Genomic DNA, 16684 nt, shown 5'->3' on the forward strand with positions numbered 1-16684 from the left:
AAGAGTTAATCCGTAGTAAGAGACTGCTCAGAGGACGTCTCCGGCTCACTGTGAGCCATGACATGCAGCAAAATCCCCTTCAGGGTTTCTTCCCGTTTCGCATCAAGCAGAAGCTGAACATTCAGATCGTCGATCAGCCAGCGGGTCAGACGGGTCATTGCCGTGACAACCTCCCGGTTGAGCGGCTGAGGTAACACCAGACCAATCACTAATGATACCGGTGCACACGCCGACTGCCAGTCCAGTGGCTGTGCCAGCGGCATTACCATTAACACCGGCGTTGCAACAGCATCACTCATCACATGTGGCAGAGCCACCCGATTCGGGAGTGCGGTTGTAGAAATCTTTTCCCGCAGACAAAACTGCTCCAGCAGCTTTCTGGTCTGCCCGGGGGCAATTCGGGCAGCAAGATAATGCAGTGCTGAGAGCTTATCGGCAAATCCGGCGTGACATTCATAATCCCAGCGATACGCAAATGGCAGAGAAAATGCCGGATGACTGGCAAACAGCTGTTCCGCTGCATGATTTTTGCGGTGTGAAGTGGAGAGCAGAATGGTTTGTTCACTGAGATATTCAGTGAACACCATACAGGCCAGTTCAGCATCGAGTCCTTCAATGGCAATCTGACACAGATGCCCGGCACTGTTTTTCAGGCTGAGTACGTTGAGTGACTGACTGAGCCGGGTATGCTTGCCCCGGCTCAGATTATAAAACACGAAAATCGAACGGAAATAACCGCACAACTGTTTCAGTGCGCTGACCTGCCAGCCAGGAAGTCCTTCGTCTTTGAGTAAAAAAGTAATCCGGGTGGTAATCATGCTTTTCTCAGACAAGTCTCTAAGACTTGTTCGGCGTTGATTAACACTTCTTCAATTGAAAAGTGAAAGACCTGACACCCTTTAAAACGGGATTTCTCTTCGATCTCGATATCCGACACAATCATACGGATATCCGCAGCAACAATATCTGCCACGGTCAGCTCATTTTCTATCCCCATCGCGCCCTGAGTCTCGACTTTAATCGACACGCCCCGATGACCGGCAGCCCTGAGAAGCTGCTCGGCAGCCATATATGTGTGTGCGATTCCGGTCGGACACGCGGTGACGGCAACAACCTTCATGAGCATTCCTTTCGATTAACGTTGGCTACAACTTCCGTCCGAGACGTTTTTCAATCTGTTTCCGCTCCCAGTTCGGGCCAAAAAGATTGAATACCTCAAACACATTCAACCCGTGAGAAATCAGACCGATTCCCCACCCCAGCATCGGCCACCAGGCCCAGATATAATCACTGTTGACAGAAAAATTAATAATAAACAACAGTGTAATCACCAGACAATAGGTGATGGCATGAGAATAGAATCCTTTGATATCCCGGACGTAACTGATTGCGCGTTCTTCTTCACTGATTTGACTGGTTTTATGCATATCCTGCTCTCCCTGTAGTTCAGAGAGTTCAATTTCAAAAACGGCCGCTAATGCATTCAGGGATTCCAGGCTTGGTTTTTGATCACGCTCAATCCGTTGAATCGTCCGGATATTAAGCCCGCTCAACTGCGCCAGTTGTTCCTGTGACCACCCTTTTTGCAAACGTCGTTTCCGAATATTCATCTTGTTCTCTCTGTCTGAATCGTCAGCAGTAATATTGTCATATCACAGTGAAAAGCAGAACGGCATCCACCTGACACAAATACGACAGCACCTTTAAATCAATAAGTTAGACAATACCTACACTTTTTCCAGTGATCCGGGTTGTTTCCTTTCTCCGTGATCAATGGTGTGAATTCCGGTATTTCCCCGACCAGTATAACCCAATTGACAGAGAACTCAGTGCACTCATTGATAACCCTTCCCGACGACCGCTCTCCTCATAAGAATTATTTGATATGTATCACCCCGACCAATTCCACATCTTTACTATGCCGCAGATGCTCGTAGAGTTTCTTCGGCGAAGTGTGTTTGGTATGAATTTTCATCGTATCCAGCTCACCATTCAACTGGTATTCGGCCTTTTGCAGTAATCCGCCAACAAAGCCGCTACAGTGGGTTTTATAGAACTGTTCATCATTGACCAGTTTATTCAGATCCCGCTCTGCTTTGTGGCTGAAAGTACTGCTGCGTAATAACCCGCCGGTTCCACGGAGTGAATAGTTGCCGTAATTCTTATCCTGCTCCCGTTTACCGACACTGAGTTTGCCCTGATTAACTGACTCTTGAGCAATATCTGAATCCTTCAGCCTGAGCACCCGGAATTTCAGATGATGTTCATCTTTCAATTCTGATTCCCGAATATACCCGGCACCACTGGCTTCCAGAATTTTACCGTCACCGGCATAAAGCATGACATGTGTCATCCCGGAAGATTTGATGTGGAACGGATTCGAAATGAACTGCGCTGCGGAGATCGAAAAGTGTGTCATTCTGGAGGTTGAATCCTGCATAAACAGGATATCGCCCTGGCAAAGATCACTCATTGATAATTTCGGCAGATGATCAATCGCAGAGGTTGATGATGCTTTCACCATAGACAACTTCTGCCCACCAACATCATTTCCCTGTTCACCGGAAATATCCTCACGGCGTACAGACTGACCCGGATTGCCAGAAAAAGCCTCTTTCTCCGCTAACAGCTCCGTCGCCTGTGAAAAAAAAGCCATACCGTCACTGGAGCTATGCGCTTTAAGAGCGACCTGAAAACTGTTTCCCCCGGATTGTAACTGGCCTTTTTTCTCCTGCTCATGAACATTCATTCCCATCAGCGAAGTATTCACCACACCATGATCAGCTACACGATCAACCATAAACCTATCTTTACCCCTCTGACTTCATTCATTGTTGTCGATTGCCGGAAAATCCTGTCAAACACTAGGTAAAACGGTTTCATATCATGTTTGCAGGCCGGCTCAGGTAGTAAGTGGCAAGATGTGCTGAAAGTTCCTTCGGGAAAATAACTTTTCAGGACTGAATGGAGATTTATCTCCGGGAATCAGAACATTCCGACGATAGCAGAAAAAGAAGATACGACTATGGCCACGGGATATGACTCAGACTATCCAGCCCGGCAGACGGGTCAAGTCCCAAATACAGATTTGCAGCCTGAACTGCCTGACCGGCAGCACCTTTGATTAAATTATCAAGGGAACAGATAGAAAGACACTTGTTATGTTTGACCACAGTAGAAACTTCCGCATTATTAGTGCCGCAAACCGTTTTTAACATAGGTGTCTGACCATTGATGAGGTAATAAATAAAAGGAGAATCTTTATAGGTAGAAAAATAAGTACGCTTCACATCTTTTACGGTAAATCCTTCATTCAGCGTACTATATGCGGTGATATACACACCACGCAGAATATCCAGATCAAATGCGGAAAAAATAATATCCAACGGTTCATTAGTATATTGTTTTAGCGTTTCTATTTCGGGAAGCTGCACATGATGAAAAGCATCATGTAAACAAAAGTTATTCAGCCGCTCTGCATATACTGCGGCGGAAATATCCTCATTAAAAGTTGAACCGACCTTCGCTTCAATCAGAATATCGCCTGAAATCATGTGATGGCGAATCAGCGGATATAATGCATAGATCGAAGCAGCAGCAATCCCTCCGGGCAGCTGAATCATCGATACCGATAGATCCGGCACCGTCAGTTCCGGGATAAAAAACTGGCATCGGATACTGGCGGCTAAGTCGGCTGGTGACGAAAGTGTAAAGATGCCATTACGGTCCATCGATTGAAATCCATCTCCACCGCTAAGGTTCAGTATTCGTGTACTGTGTTGGCCAAGATCTGGTAACAGTGCCGATAATTTTTCCTGAGGCAGACAGGAAAAAATCAGATCATAGTGATCATCTAACTTATCTAAAGGTAAATACCGCAGCATTGGTTGAACACGCTGGTAACGGAATCTTTCATTATAACGTTCAACCAATTCTCCGGATTCAGACTCCGAAGAGATAAAGGTGACACTTATATTCGGATGGTAACTGAGTATTCTATATAATTCTCCGCCGACGAAGCTGCTTCCTTCCAGTATTGCAGCACGATAAATTCTATCCATTCTAATCTTATATCCTTCTCATGCAGCCGGGCACGTCAATCATGACTGACTTTAGGGGCTGTTGACCTTTCGTGATGTTTTTTGCAGCAATTTGTCGTTCATTTAACCAAGACAGGTCATGTGAAGTGTAGCGCTCTACATGAACCATGACCTAACGCCGGATAAATGGGTGACAAATGCTGCCCGGCGGGTTCATCTGAACAAAATTCAACCACGAAAGATCAACAGCCCCTAGAAACCACATGCTATAAATAACCTTCAAAAATTAAATATAAGTGAACATAAGGACATTTCAACGTTATCTCATCATGATATTTTTACTCTAACTCATATAGAAAACATATTTACAACTCACGATTAACAGTTAGGAAAAATAACTTAAACAGGCAACAAATAACTTACATGGAATATATTCATCCTATGAGTTTTGTATATGAGAATATGCTCAGACAATCATCATTATGATGATTATCCAATGTCTATAAGTCGGGAGGAGTAAAGATGAGAACCGTCCAATAAACAACAAAGAGATTCATTGGACGGAAAGATATTCTGAACAGAAGGATATCGATTGTATTTACGATGATGTTCTTACCACTGCATCACTTACAAAAACGCCTTATACGGTAATTCAGGCTCATCGGTGAAGATATCACGGAAGCCCCGGAAATGCTGATAATGCATCCGGCCTTTGTCTGTCGGATAAGTATATTTACCACCAACCTGCCAGAAGAATGGTGCAAAACCGTATTGCAGGCGCTCTTTCTTCATCTGCCACAAGACTTCAATTTCCCGCGGGTCATTCTGGAAGTTTGCCCAGATATCGTGGTGGAACGGCACAACCACTTCACAGTCCAGCGCTTCGCCGGCACGTAAAATATCTGAAGCGGTCATTTTATCGGTCACACCACGCGGGTTTTCACCATAAGAAAGTAACGCAACATCAATCTGGTATTCGTTACCATGTCTGGCGTAATAGTTTGAATAGTGCGAATCACCGGAGTGATACACCGAACCACCGGTGGTTTCAATCAGATAGTTCACGGCACGATCATCCATCCCGTCCAGAATTGCTTTATCGTAAGATGAAACACCTTCTGGCAATGTAACCAGCGCAGTCCGGTCAAAAGAGTCCAGCACCTTGATCTTCACATCTCCGACTTCGATACAGTCACCGACTTTGGCCACAATGCAGCGCTCCGACGGTACGCCCCAACTGGTCCAGAGATTGACACAGGCCTGTGGGCCGATAAATTTCACATGCTCACCGCAGTTTTGTAAGACAGCCGCCGCAACATTGACATCAATATGATCCGCATGGTCATGAGAAGCCAGAACCGCATCAATCTCTTTAATGGCAAACGGATCCATTACAAAAGGGGAAGTTCTCAGGTTTGGCTGAAGCTCACGCACACCGCCCATGCGCATCATCTGATGCTGGTTCTTCATCAGTGCATTTTTCTGCGTTCTTTTTCCGGTGCCGCACCAGAAATCGATCGACAAATTGGTATTGCCTTCAGTTTTCAGCCAGATGCCGGTACATCCCAGCCACCACATTGAAAAAGTATTCGGCTCGACAACAGTCTTTTCGATTTCTTCGTTCAGCCAGGTTCCCCACTCAGGGAAAGTACTGAGGATCCACGATTCGCGTGTAATTTCGTTTACCTTGCTCATAACAACACCTTTTATTTCAGATTTATTGTAAATTTTGAATGTAGGGAGCCGTGGCGCTTTCACATCAGTCAAAGCACCTGCTAAAAAATTATCGGTTCAGAGTACTGCCGGGTTACACCAGAATGACCTGTGTTCCCTGAGCTTCCAGTGCACTGACAACATTTGCCGGTGCATCTTTTCCCGTGATGACGATATCGATCTTACTGGCCGGGCAGAACATCATGCCGGTCCGCTGACCGACTTTGGAACTGTCGACTACCACAACCAGCTTATCGATCTGTTCCAGCATTTGCTGTTCTGCGACAGCGGTTAACATATCCGCTTTATACAATCCGTTTTCCGTCAGCCCTTTTCCGCTGGTAAACATCCAGTGACCGGCATAACCTCCCAATGCATCCGGAGCCGGATTCAGAAAGATATTCTGGGCTTTGTTGTACTGACCACCGATGATGATGACATCTTCGTGATCCTCATTGATCAGATAACTTGCCAGCGGAAAGTAATTGGTTACGATCTGCACATCCTGTCCGCACAACTGCTGCCCGAGCATAAACGCAGTTGAACCACAGTTGATCACCACACTATCTCCCGGCTGACACAGCTCGGCAGCACGTCTGGCAATCAGTGATTTTTCCCGGTAGTGTTCGGTACTGTCGATATTCAGTGGTGTCCACTTCTTCTTTTTACCAACGATACGCTCAGCTCCATTACGGACCTTTCTCAGTTTACCCAGCTCATCAAGTTTTGAGATGTCGCGGCGGGCAGTTGCCGGAGAAACATTGAATGCTTCGATAATGTGAGACACATTGATCGATTGTTTCTCTTCCAGCAAAGACAGAATGCCATGATGTCTCTGGACTTCATTCATATGTATCACCCTATTTCTCACCAAGTGATTACTTGTGATTATATTTGATTTGTTTTGATTCTATTGCTCATTCGTTTTGATGTCAAATAATACCCAGAAAAAACTGAGTGATAAATCACATAATAATGTAAGTTATTGTTTATAAATAAAAATACCTTTATCTAGTGATCAGCGTAGCATTTATAGCATCTCATACCGGACAAAATTGATATAAATCAAATCAATCAAAAACAATCATTGAATGATTAAAAATGATTGTTAAAGTCTATCCCGTGAGCAAAACAAATCGATTCCTGCATATCACATGACGGAATCACTCTGACCTACATCTAACGACAAATACAAATATATCTAGGGGTAAAGATATGGAGTTCTTGTATAACATCTTCTATATTTTTTACAGCCAGGTGATGACCAAAGCCCCGCTACTACTTGGTTTGGTCACTCTTATCGGTTACTGGTTGCTTAAAAGAGATGCAACGACCATTTTGAAAGGAACGATTAAAACCATCGTTGGTTTTATGCTGGTTCAGGTCGGTGCAGGTACACTGGTTGCAGGTTTTAAACCTGTGATTGCCAAACTATCCGAATACCACGGTCTAACGGGTTCAGTCATTGATCCATATACGGCGATGATGGCGACCATGGAAACGATGGGTGAACGCTATTCATGGGTCGGCTATGCGGTATTGCTGGCGCTGGCCATCAACATTCTTCTGGTTCTGTTCCGCCGCTATACCGGTATCCGCACCATCATGCTGACCGGGCACATCATGTTCCAGCAAGCCGGTCTGATCGCCGTCTTTTACCTCATTACCGGTGCCGGTATGTGGGAAACCATTATCTGTTCAGCCATTCTGATGGCGCTGTACTGGGGCATTTCATCCAATATTATGTTCAAACCAACGGAAGCTGTTACCGGCGGAGCCGGATTCTCAATCGGCCACCAGCAACAGGTCGCTTCCTGGATTGCCACTAAAGTTGCTCCCAAACTTGGTGACAAAAACGATAGTGTCGATCACCTCAAACTTCCCGGATGGCTGCATATATTCCACGACAGTATCGCGGCCACAGCGATTGTCATGACCGTTTTCTTCGGCATTATCCTGCTCTCTTTCGGTCTGGATAACTTACAGGCCATGGCCGGTAAAACTCACTGGACTATTTACATTCTCGAAACCGGTCTGAAGTTTGCAGTAGCTATTCAGGTGATCGTTGCCGGGGTACGGATGTTCGTTGCCGAACTCTCTGAGGCATTTAAAGGCATATCCGAGCGCGTGATTCCCAATGCAGTACTGGCGATTGACTGTGCCGCGATCTATGCGTTCTCTCCGAATGCGATGGTATTTGGTTTCATGTGGGGCGCTATCGGTCAGTTCACTGCTGTGCTTGCCATGCTGGCTTTCGACGCTCCAATCATGATTATTCCCGGATTTATTCCGATGTTCTTCTCCAATGCCACCATCGGTGTTTTTGCCAACCACTTCGGCGGCTGGCGTGCAGTGATGAAGATCTGTTTCGTGATGGGCATCATTGAGGTGGTTGGTTCTGCATGGGCAATCGATCTGTTCAGTCAGTACGGTGCAGAATTCAATGGCTGGATGGGAATGGCTGACTGGGCACTGGTTTTCCCTCCGGTTATGCAGGGATTATCCATGTCTAAACTGTTCCTCTTCGTGCTGATCGGTTTAGCGGTTGTGTATATGTTCTTCGCGTCAAAACGCCTGCGGGCAGAAGAAGATGCTCAGGGCATGGTTGAAGTCAGTGAAGAACCCGAAGTACTCGCAGCGGTAGAAAAAGCACTGCAAACCTATGACGGCCAACGCCCGGTCAGCATTCTAGCGGTCTGCGGTAATGGTCAGGGCTCATCGATGATGATGAAAATGAAGATCGGTAAATATCTGGAGAAAAAAGGTATTCCGCACGTGATGGATTCCTGTGCTGTATCTGACTACAAGTCCAAGCTGGCAACCACCGATATCATTGTTTCATCCAGACATCTCTCTGCTGAGATGGATCCGGGAGAAGGTAAGTTTGTCCTTGGCGTACAGAACATGCTGAACCCGAATTCCTTCGGTGACGAACTGCTGGACATCATCAATAAGAACTTCGCAAATAACAAATAACAAATAACAAATAACATCATGATTTAACACACACGGGCTTCTGTCCTCTCATCTCTGTTCAGGAGAACTCCCCCAGAGAGGACAGAGCCCACACCGGAGACATAACTATGGGACTGAAACAGTCACTCATCGACAACGATTCTATCCGCTTACAGGCATCAGCCTCAGACTGGCGTGAAGCCGTCAAAATCGGCACCGATATGCTGATCGCATCCGGTGCAATTCAGCCTTCTTACCACGACGCCATCATCAGTAGCGTAGAGGAGCTTGGGCCTTATATCGTCATCGCACCGCAACTGGCGATGCCGCATGCCCGCCCGGAAAATGGTGTTATCCGCACCGCTTTTGCCTTAGTTACTCTGGAAACCCCCGTCTACTTTGTAGGTGAAGATGAACCGGTCGATGTGCTTATCACACTGGCTGGCAGTTCTTCTGATGAACATATGGAAGGGCTGATGGAAGTCACTCAGGTGCTGGATGACGAAGAAAGTGAGACCGGGGTTGATCTGGATAAACTGCGCCGTTGCCGGAGCAAAGAAGACGTATTACGGGTGATCGACGCAGCACTCGCAGAAGCCGCCGCCTGAGGAGCCATCATGTCAGATCTGTTCCATCCATACCGGGCCTTAAAACAGAAGGTTCTGGAAGCAAACCTGAAACTCCCCCGCTACGGGCTGGTCACGTTCACCTGGGGAAACGTATCTGAAATCGACCGGACCACAGGCGTTATTGCAATCAAACCCTCAGGCGTTGAATACGACGCCATGACTGTCGATGACATCGTCGTCGTCGATCTGGAAGGAAATCTGGTCGAAGGAAAGCTCAGTCCGTCCAGTGACACCGCAACCCATCTGGAAATTTATAAAGCCTTTCCTCAGGTCGGCGGGATTGTCCATACCCATTCGCGCCACGCGACCATATGGGCACAGGCCGGGCGGGATATTCCGGCACTCGGCACCACGCATGCCGATTATTTTTATGGCGATATTCCCTGCACCCGTCTGCTGTCCCCGGAAGAAATTGCCGGAGCGTATGAAAAGAATACCGGATTGGTGATTGTCGAAACGTTTCACATACGCCATATTGAACCGATGTCTGTCCCCAGTGTAATTGTTGCAGGACATGCACCTTTTTCATGGGGGATTGATGCGAACGACGCCGTACATAACGCGGTGGTGTTGGAGGAAATCTCAGCCATGGCGATCTCAACCCGGGCTCTGAATCAGGAGATTACGATTCAACCGGAGCTTTCCGATAAACATTACCTGCGTAAACATGGCGTAAATGCTTATTACGGACAAAGGTAACCCACATGTATAAAGTGCTTGCATTAGATTTGGACGGCACCGTGCTGACGAACGAACATACCATTCATCCTGAAGTGAAAAAGGCGATTCAGGAGGTTCAGGACCAATGTCATGTCCTCATCGTCACCGGTCGTCACCACACCGCAGCAAAACCCTACTATCTTGAGCTGGGGCTGAATACCCCGATTATTTGCTGCAACGGGACTTATGTTTACGACTATCAGACCGACTCCGTGTTGCAATATGACGCGGTCGATAAAGCCGATGCACTGAAGTTCATCGATCTGGCAAATCAGTACCAAATGAAAATGGTTCTGTATGTCACGCATACCATGAACTACTCCAAACATAATCCGATTGCCTATATGGAAGCACTGGAGAAATGGGCCAGCCAATACCCTGAATCGATTCGTCCTCAGATTCACCGGATTGACTCGTTCCATGAATTAGTAGAACAGGCAGATCACGTCTGGAAATTCGTTGTCGAAGGCCTGCCCAGCTCTGTCGAACGCCTCTCGGAACACCCTTGGGTGAAAGAGAAGTTCAACGGAGAACTGTCCTGGTCGAATCGCATCGATTTTGCAGCCAAAGGCAATACCAAAGGCAAACGACTGGCCGAATATGTAGCAGCACTGGGATACGATGCGAACCATGTCATCGCCATCGGTGATAATCACAACGATATCTCAATGCTAACCTATGCCGGGCTGGGCGTTGCTATGCACAATGCCGACGACACGGTGAAATCTCACGCCAAACAGATCTGTCTGACCGATAACAACGGAGATGGCATCGCTCATCTCATACGACAGAAAATTCAAGGATAAATCTCATGACCCTACCCATGATTCAAATTGCTTTAGACCAGACCGACCTGACATCAGCGATTGAAGTTGCCCGGCGTGTCGAAAGTTTTGTCGATGTCATCGAAGTCGGCACCATTCTGGCTTTTGCCGAAGGGATGAATGCCGTCCAGACACTGCGTCACAATCATCCGGAGCATATTCTGGTCTGTGATATGAAAACAACCGACGGCGGCGCTATTCTGGCACGAATGGCATTTGAAGCCGGAGCAGACTGGATCACGGTTTCCGCCGCAGCGCACATCGCAACCATCGGTGCCTGCAAAAAAGTTGCTGACGAATTCAACGGTGAAATTCAGATTGAAATTTACGGCAACTGGACCATGGATGATGCAAAATCGTGGGTTGATTTGGGAATTACTCAGGCGATTTATCACCGCTCCCGCGATGCAGAACTGGCTGGTGTCGGCTGGACTCCCGCAGATCTGGACAAGATGCGCCAGCTTTCAGACTTAGGACTGGAACTCTCGATTACCGGCGGGATTGTGCCGGAAGATCTCTATCTTTTTGAAGGCATCAAAGCCAAAACCTTCATTGCCGGAAGAGCTCTGGCCGGAGAGAAAGGCAGAGAAACAGCAGAAGCACTGAAAGGACAGATTGAACGTTTCTGGGGGTAAATCCTATGTATCAGCATGTACAACGCCACCGGACCGGGCTATACGAAAAAGCGCTTCCTGCGACCATGACGTGGGAAGAAAAGCTCACGGCAACCCGGTCGCTGGGATTCGATTTTCTTGAGATCTCGATCGACGAGTCAGACGAACGACGCAGTCGCCTCGACTGGGATAATGAAACGATTTATGGCTTACGTCATCTGTGCGAGCAACATCAGGTGCCACTCCATTCCATGTGTCTGAGTGCGCACCGTAAATTTCCGTTCGGTTCGATGGACCCGGAAGTTCGTCAACAGGCTGATTTACATCTGGAAAAAGCGATCACACTGGCTTACAAACTGGGAATCCGGATCATTCAGCTGGCCGGATATGATGTTTACTACGAACCCGCCAGCCTGCAAACCCATACCTATTTTGTCGCTGGAATGAAACGGGCGGCAAAGCTGGCGGAACGAGCCGGTATTATGCTGGCGGTAGAAATTATGGATACGCCATATCTCAATGCGCTGAGTAAGTTTGAAGTTCTCAACCGGGCCGTTAACTCCCCTTACTTCACGGCTTACCCCGATGTCGGAAATATCAGTGGGTGGAACTATGATATCTGTACAGAGCTGGCGCTCAGTCTGCCGCATATCACGCAGATCCACCTGAAAGATACCCATCAGGTCAGGCCCGGTTATCCGGGACAATTCCGGGATCTGGTGATCGGTGAAGGAGAAGTCGATTTTCAGGCAGTATTCAGCACCCTGAAACAACTCGACTGTGTGGTGCCGTTAGTGCTTGAAATGTGGGCTCAGGATGAGCACTGGCAGGAGAATATTCACACCGCCCAACAACGTCTCAATCAAGCCTGCACGGCAGCGAATCTTCCGCAGTTATTTCCGGAGTTCGCTACCACGACTCATTAAAAATCAACTGACCACCGGGCAGACATTTTGATGTCTGCTCTTTTTCTGCCAGACCGGACACGCCCGGTTCTCCTGAGCTGCAAGCAGATAAATTGACTTATTCTCTCTGTTGTCGCAAAGTGAATGCTTGTGCATAACACAGGCCTCTGTCGCAATTCGATGAAATTACTCCATCTACAACTCTTCTGGTACGAAAAACATCACACCCTGCTTGAAATGGAAGACTTACCGGAACTCTCGCCGACACAGGGACAGGCACTGCAAAACTGGCTCAAAAAACGGCGCAAGATTCTCTCTTATGAAGTTCACCATCAGCCCTGGGTCAAAGTAAACATTGACGGCTTCTCTTCAACGCTGTTTCTCCAGCCAAACGGCACACTGACCGAACAGGATCTATTCAGTGATAAAGCTTTGCAGGGGTTGTGGAAAGTCGTTGACGGGTTTCTGTTTATCAAAGTCATCAGTGGGGAATTTATTATTGAATACCAGATTGTCGGATGTGCTGATAATAATATCCATTGTGGTATCGAGTATATTAACGGTCAGGTCAGTTCCTACAGTAAGTTTATTCAAACCCGATCATAAACTCACTCTTCCGGCACCAGCAAATCACGATAATCATAAGAATCTGTTTTCATTTGTTTAAAAATCTGTTTTAAATAGGAAACATCAGCGTTACATTGATGAAACGAGTCATGCTATGCGTATAGATTTCAGAGCCAGATTCAGATTTAACCGCCCTTACGATCAAAGTAACGGGAAAGAAGAAAGTATCATTCCATACAATCACAATGGAAAGATTCCTCAGTTGTATCACTTTGAAAGTGACCGGGGGCGCATCATTAATTCAGCGGCGATTCGCCGTCTGCAACAGAAAACTCAGGTCTTTCCGCTGGAACGGAACTCGTCCGTCCGCAGCCGTTTGACTCACTCGCTGGAAGTTCAGCAGGTTGGCCGGCATATTGTGCAGCAGATCTATAAAATGCTGGATAAAGATCCCCAACTGGATGCGACTCAATTCGGCCTTGAAGACTTAGAACGCCACTTTGAATCCATCGTAGAAATGGCGTGTCTGATGCATGATGTGGGAAATCCCCCTTTTGGTCACTTCGGCGAACAGGCGATCAATGACTGGTTCCACACTTATATTCCGTTGAAAGCCGAAACAATTCCACTGCCGGAACCACTGCAACGCGACCTGACGGAGTTCGAAGGCAATGCGCAGGCCGTGCGGCTGGTTCACTCGATTCTGAGCCTGAATCTGACTTATACGCAGATTTCCTCGATTCTGAAATATACCCGCCGTGGCGATGAGCTCAGCCCTAAAAAGCTGGCGGCATCGGGTCATCAGTTTGCCGATGGCGAACTCCGCTACCTGAAGAAAAAAGTCGGCTTCTATCTGAGTGAAGAACCATTTATCGACAATCTCTACCGCTCACTTTCCATGGAAAAAGGCACCCGTTCTCCTTTCTCTTATATTATGGAAGCCGCGGATGATATTTCTTACGGTGTTGCCGATATCGAAGATGCGGTAGAAAAAGGGATCATCGATATCGATCAGACCAGTGCTTCCCTGAAACAAGAGTATCAGAAACTGATCGGCAGCGGCCGCTTTCCCCACGCAGATCCGCAAACCATCCATACGATTGTTCAAGCCGCGCAAGAGAGTGCCAAGCGAGCCAATAACTGTGCTGTCAGCCACTTTTTTATTACCTTAAGAGTCGAGATCAGTAGCCGGTTGCCCAAACATGCGGCGAAACAGTTCATCCATAATATTGAAACCATCTACAACGGTTGTCTGGATCGGGCTCTGATTGAAGATGACAGTACTGAACATGTACTGGTAGAAACGCTGAAGAAAGTCGCCAAGAAACATGCTTTCTGTGATAAAGAAGTTGAGGCCCGGGAACTACAGGGCTATCAGATCATCACTGGTCTGCTCGACTGTTATAAACCCCTGCTGGAACTCAGCAGATCACAGTTTGAAGCCATCGCAGCCGGAAAAAGCAAACCACTGCTTCCGTCCCGCCTCTATAAAAAATTGCCGAACAAACATCTGCGTGCCTATGAAAACTCAATGAAGGAAATTCAGGCGAAACACTTCCCTGGTGGCTATGAATTTGGTGAGGATAGCTGGGAGTATTATTTCCGGGTCCGTCTGATTCAGGATTATATCAGCGGCATGACCGATCAATATGCTTTTGATGAATTCAGGGCATTTAGTGTGATTGATAGTTTATGATATGGTCTGTACCAAAACAAAATAATCACAATCATCGAGAGAATAAATAAACAAACAGAATATTTAGGATTTTGTTCATGAAAATTTTAATCACCGGCGGAGCCGGATTTATCGGCTCGGCAGTTATTCGACACATTATAGATAATACACATGACCATGTAATTAATATCGATAAACTGACTTACGCCGGTAACCTTGAATCTCTGCCAGAGCAAATTTCTGCAAGTCCACGCTATTCATTTGCACAGATTGATATCTGTGATCATGATGCTTTGGACAACGTATTCCAGCTACACCAACCTGATGCTGTCATGCATCTGGCAGCAGAAAGCCATGTTGACCGTTCCATTGATGGGCCGGCAGCATTTATAGAAACCAATATTGTCGGCACATATACATTACTGGAAGCTGCCCGGAAATACTGGAGCCAGATAGATCAAACACGTCGAAACGCATTTCGTTTTCATCATATATCTACTGACGAAGTATACGGTGACTTAGCTGGCACCGATGAGCTTTTCACAGAAACAACCCCCTACGCCCCTTCCAGTCCTTACTCGGCTTCAAAAGCTTCCAGCGATCATCTGGTTCGAGCCTGGCAGCGTACTTACCAGTTACCCGTCATTGTTACCAACTGCTCGAATAACTATGGTCCCTATCAATTTCCGGAAAAACTCATCCCTTTAATCATTCTGAATGCATTGGAAGGAAAACCTCTTCCCGTTTATGGGGATGGCATGCAGATTCGTGACTGGTTATATGTAGAAGATCATGCACGGGCTTTATATCAGGTTGTTAGCGAAGGAAAAATTGGCGAAACATACAATATCGGCGGGCATAATGAAAAAACCAATATCGAGGTCGTAAAAACAATTTGTTCTCTCCTTGAAGAACTCGTTCCCGAGAAACCTGCCCATATTACAAAATATACAGACTTGATTACCTATGTCACCGACAGACCCGGACATGACCTGCGTTATGCGATTGATGCCGGAAAAATCGGCCGCGATCTAGGCTGGACCCCGGAAGAAACTTTTGAGACAGGCCTGCGTAAAACCGTACAATGGTATTTAAATCATCAGGAATGGTGGAGCCGCGTCCTCGATGGTTCTTATGCCAGAGAACGATTAGGAACTGGAGAGTAAAGCATGAAAGGAATTATTCTTGCCGGCGGTTCGGGAACCCGACTTTATCCTCTAACCCGTGGTGTCTCTAAACAACTTATGCCTGTCTACGATAAGCCGATGATTTTTTATCCGCTTTCAACGCTTATGCTGGCGGGAATCCGTGATATTTTAGTGATTACAACACCAGAAGATCAGGCAGGATTCCAACGCTTGTTGGGGGACGGTACAAACTATGGCATTCACATTCAATATGCTGTTCAACCAAGTCCGGATGGATTGGCTCAGGCTTTTATCATCGGTGAAGAATTTATTGGTGAAGACTCTGTTTGCTTAGTTTTGGGAGACAATATTTTTTATGGGCAGCACTTTACCGGCATGTTGAAACGGGCTGCAGCCCGAGATGTTGGGGCAACGGTATTTGGCTATCAGGTCAAAGACCCGGAACGATTTGGCGTCATTGAATTTGATGAGAACATGAAAGCGACATCAATTGAAGAAAAACCCGAGTTCCCAAAATCGGATTACGCCGTTACCGGGCTTTATTTCTACGACAATCGGGTTGTGAATTTTGCCCGCCAGGTAAAACCATCGGCCCGGGGAGAGCTGGAAATTACCAGTATCAATCAAATGTATCTCGAAGATGGTTCTCTCAATGTAGAATTGTTTGGCCGGGGCTTTGCCTGGCTGGATACTGGAACCCATGAGAGCTTACATGAAGCGTCCTCTTTTGTTCAGACCATCGAACATGTTCAGGGACTCAAAGTTGCCTGTCTGGAAGAGATAGCATGGCGTAACGGCTGGTTAAGCCGGGAACAGGTTCTGCTATCAGCTGAGTCAATGTCCAAAAATGAGTATGGCCACTATCTCATGCGCATTATCGAAGAAAGTAGATGA

The 16684-nt window shown here is 46.8% G+C and carries 17 protein-coding genes; 10 read left to right on the forward strand and 7 right to left on the reverse strand.

Annotated features, from left to right (window positions below; genetic code table 11):
- Nucleotides 1–5: 5 nt before the first annotated feature.
- The 7 genes from OCU74_RS12045 to ulaR all read right to left on the reverse strand — a co-directional run bounded on the left by OCU74_RS12045 (nucleotide 6) and on the right by ulaR (nucleotide 6603).
- Nucleotides 6–818 (reverse strand): PTS sugar transporter subunit IIA, encoded by an 813-nt coding sequence (locus tag OCU74_RS12045; protein ID WP_087479958.1) that lies wholly within the window; start codon nucleotides 816–818, stop codon nucleotides 6–8.
- Nucleotides 815–1120, reverse strand: coding sequence for a PTS fructose transporter subunit IIB (locus OCU74_RS12050; protein WP_087479959.1), 306 nt, complete (start codon nucleotides 1118–1120; stop codon nucleotides 815–817). Before OCU74_RS12050 ends, OCU74_RS12045 begins: the two co-directional genes overlap by 4 nt.
- A gap of 25 nt (nucleotides 1121–1145) precedes the next feature.
- Nucleotides 1146–1610, reverse strand: coding sequence for a 2TM domain-containing protein (locus OCU74_RS12055; RefSeq protein WP_087479960.1), 465 nt, complete (start codon nucleotides 1608–1610; stop codon nucleotides 1146–1148).
- Nucleotides 1611–1876: 266 nt separating this feature from the next.
- Nucleotides 1877–2800 carry a C40 family peptidase gene (locus OCU74_RS12060; protein WP_087479961.1) on the reverse strand — a complete coding sequence of 308 codons (924 nt, stop codon included), beginning with the start codon at nucleotides 2798–2800 and terminating at the stop codon, nucleotides 1877–1879.
- A 223-nt stretch (nucleotides 2801–3023) separates the two neighbouring features.
- Nucleotides 3024–4061 carry a hypothetical protein gene (locus OCU74_RS12065; protein ID WP_087479962.1) on the reverse strand — a complete coding sequence of 346 codons (1038 nt, stop codon included), beginning with the start codon at nucleotides 4059–4061 and terminating at the stop codon, nucleotides 3024–3026.
- 606 nt (nucleotides 4062–4667) lie between these two features.
- Nucleotides 4668–5735: an L-ascorbate 6-phosphate lactonase gene (ulaG, locus tag OCU74_RS12070; RefSeq protein ID WP_087479963.1), complete on the reverse strand. Its 1068-nt coding sequence runs from the start codon at nucleotides 5733–5735 to the stop codon at nucleotides 4668–4670.
- 112 nt (nucleotides 5736–5847) lie between these two features.
- Complete coding sequence (gene ulaR, locus OCU74_RS12075; protein WP_087479964.1) at nucleotides 5848–6603, reverse strand: HTH-type transcriptional regulator UlaR; 756 nt, start codon at nucleotides 6601–6603, stop codon at nucleotides 5848–5850.
- Nucleotides 6604–6968: 365 nt separating this feature from the next.
- Here ulaR and OCU74_RS12080 point away from each other — a divergent pair, with 365 nt between their 5' ends.
- The 10 genes from OCU74_RS12080 (at nucleotide 6969) to rfbA (ending at nucleotide 16684) form a co-directional block, all read left to right on the forward strand.
- A complete protein-coding gene (locus OCU74_RS12080) occupies nucleotides 6969–8729 on the forward strand; it encodes a PTS ascorbate-specific subunit IIBC (protein ID WP_087479965.1) in 1761 nt (586 codons plus the stop codon).
- 107 nt (nucleotides 8730–8836) lie between these two features.
- Entirely contained in the window at nucleotides 8837–9316 is a 480-nt protein-coding gene (locus tag OCU74_RS12085; protein ID WP_087479966.1) for a PTS sugar transporter subunit IIA, read from the forward strand.
- 9 nt (nucleotides 9317–9325) lie between these two features.
- Nucleotides 9326–10036 (forward strand): L-ribulose-5-phosphate 4-epimerase, encoded by a 711-nt coding sequence (locus OCU74_RS12090; RefSeq protein WP_087479967.1) that lies wholly within the window; start codon nucleotides 9326–9328, stop codon nucleotides 10034–10036.
- Between the two features lie 5 nt (nucleotides 10037–10041).
- Entirely contained in the window at nucleotides 10042–10863 is an 822-nt protein-coding gene (locus tag OCU74_RS12095) for a Cof-type HAD-IIB family hydrolase (protein ID WP_087479968.1), read from the forward strand.
- Between the two features lie 5 nt (nucleotides 10864–10868).
- The gene (locus OCU74_RS12100; RefSeq protein ID WP_087479969.1) at nucleotides 10869–11516 is read left to right on the forward strand and encodes a 3-keto-L-gulonate-6-phosphate decarboxylase UlaD; all 648 of its coding nucleotides are present in this window, start codon (nucleotides 10869–10871) and stop codon (nucleotides 11514–11516) included.
- 5 nt (nucleotides 11517–11521) lie between these two features.
- Nucleotides 11522–12421 (forward strand): L-ribulose-5-phosphate 3-epimerase, encoded by a 900-nt coding sequence (locus OCU74_RS12105; protein ID WP_087479970.1) that lies wholly within the window; start codon nucleotides 11522–11524, stop codon nucleotides 12419–12421.
- Between the two features lie 159 nt (nucleotides 12422–12580).
- Entirely contained in the window at nucleotides 12581–13006 is a 426-nt protein-coding gene (locus tag OCU74_RS12110; protein WP_087479971.1) for a hypothetical protein, read from the forward strand.
- 115 nt (nucleotides 13007–13121) lie between these two features.
- On the forward strand, nucleotides 13122–14663 hold the full coding sequence (gene dgt / locus OCU74_RS12115; protein ID WP_087479972.1) for a dGTPase: 1542 nt from the start codon (nucleotides 13122–13124) through the stop codon (nucleotides 14661–14663).
- A 77-nt stretch (nucleotides 14664–14740) separates the two neighbouring features.
- On the forward strand, nucleotides 14741–15808 hold the full coding sequence (rfbB, locus tag OCU74_RS12120) for a dTDP-glucose 4,6-dehydratase (RefSeq protein ID WP_087479973.1): 1068 nt from the start codon (nucleotides 14741–14743) through the stop codon (nucleotides 15806–15808).
- 3 nt (nucleotides 15809–15811) lie between these two features.
- A complete protein-coding gene (gene rfbA / locus OCU74_RS12125) occupies nucleotides 15812–16684 on the forward strand; it encodes a glucose-1-phosphate thymidylyltransferase RfbA (protein ID WP_087479974.1) in 873 nt (290 codons plus the stop codon).

It is taken from the genome of Vibrio mangrovi (assembly GCF_024346955.1).
Lineage (GTDB): Bacteria > Pseudomonadota > Gammaproteobacteria > Enterobacterales > Vibrionaceae > Vibrio > Vibrio mangrovi.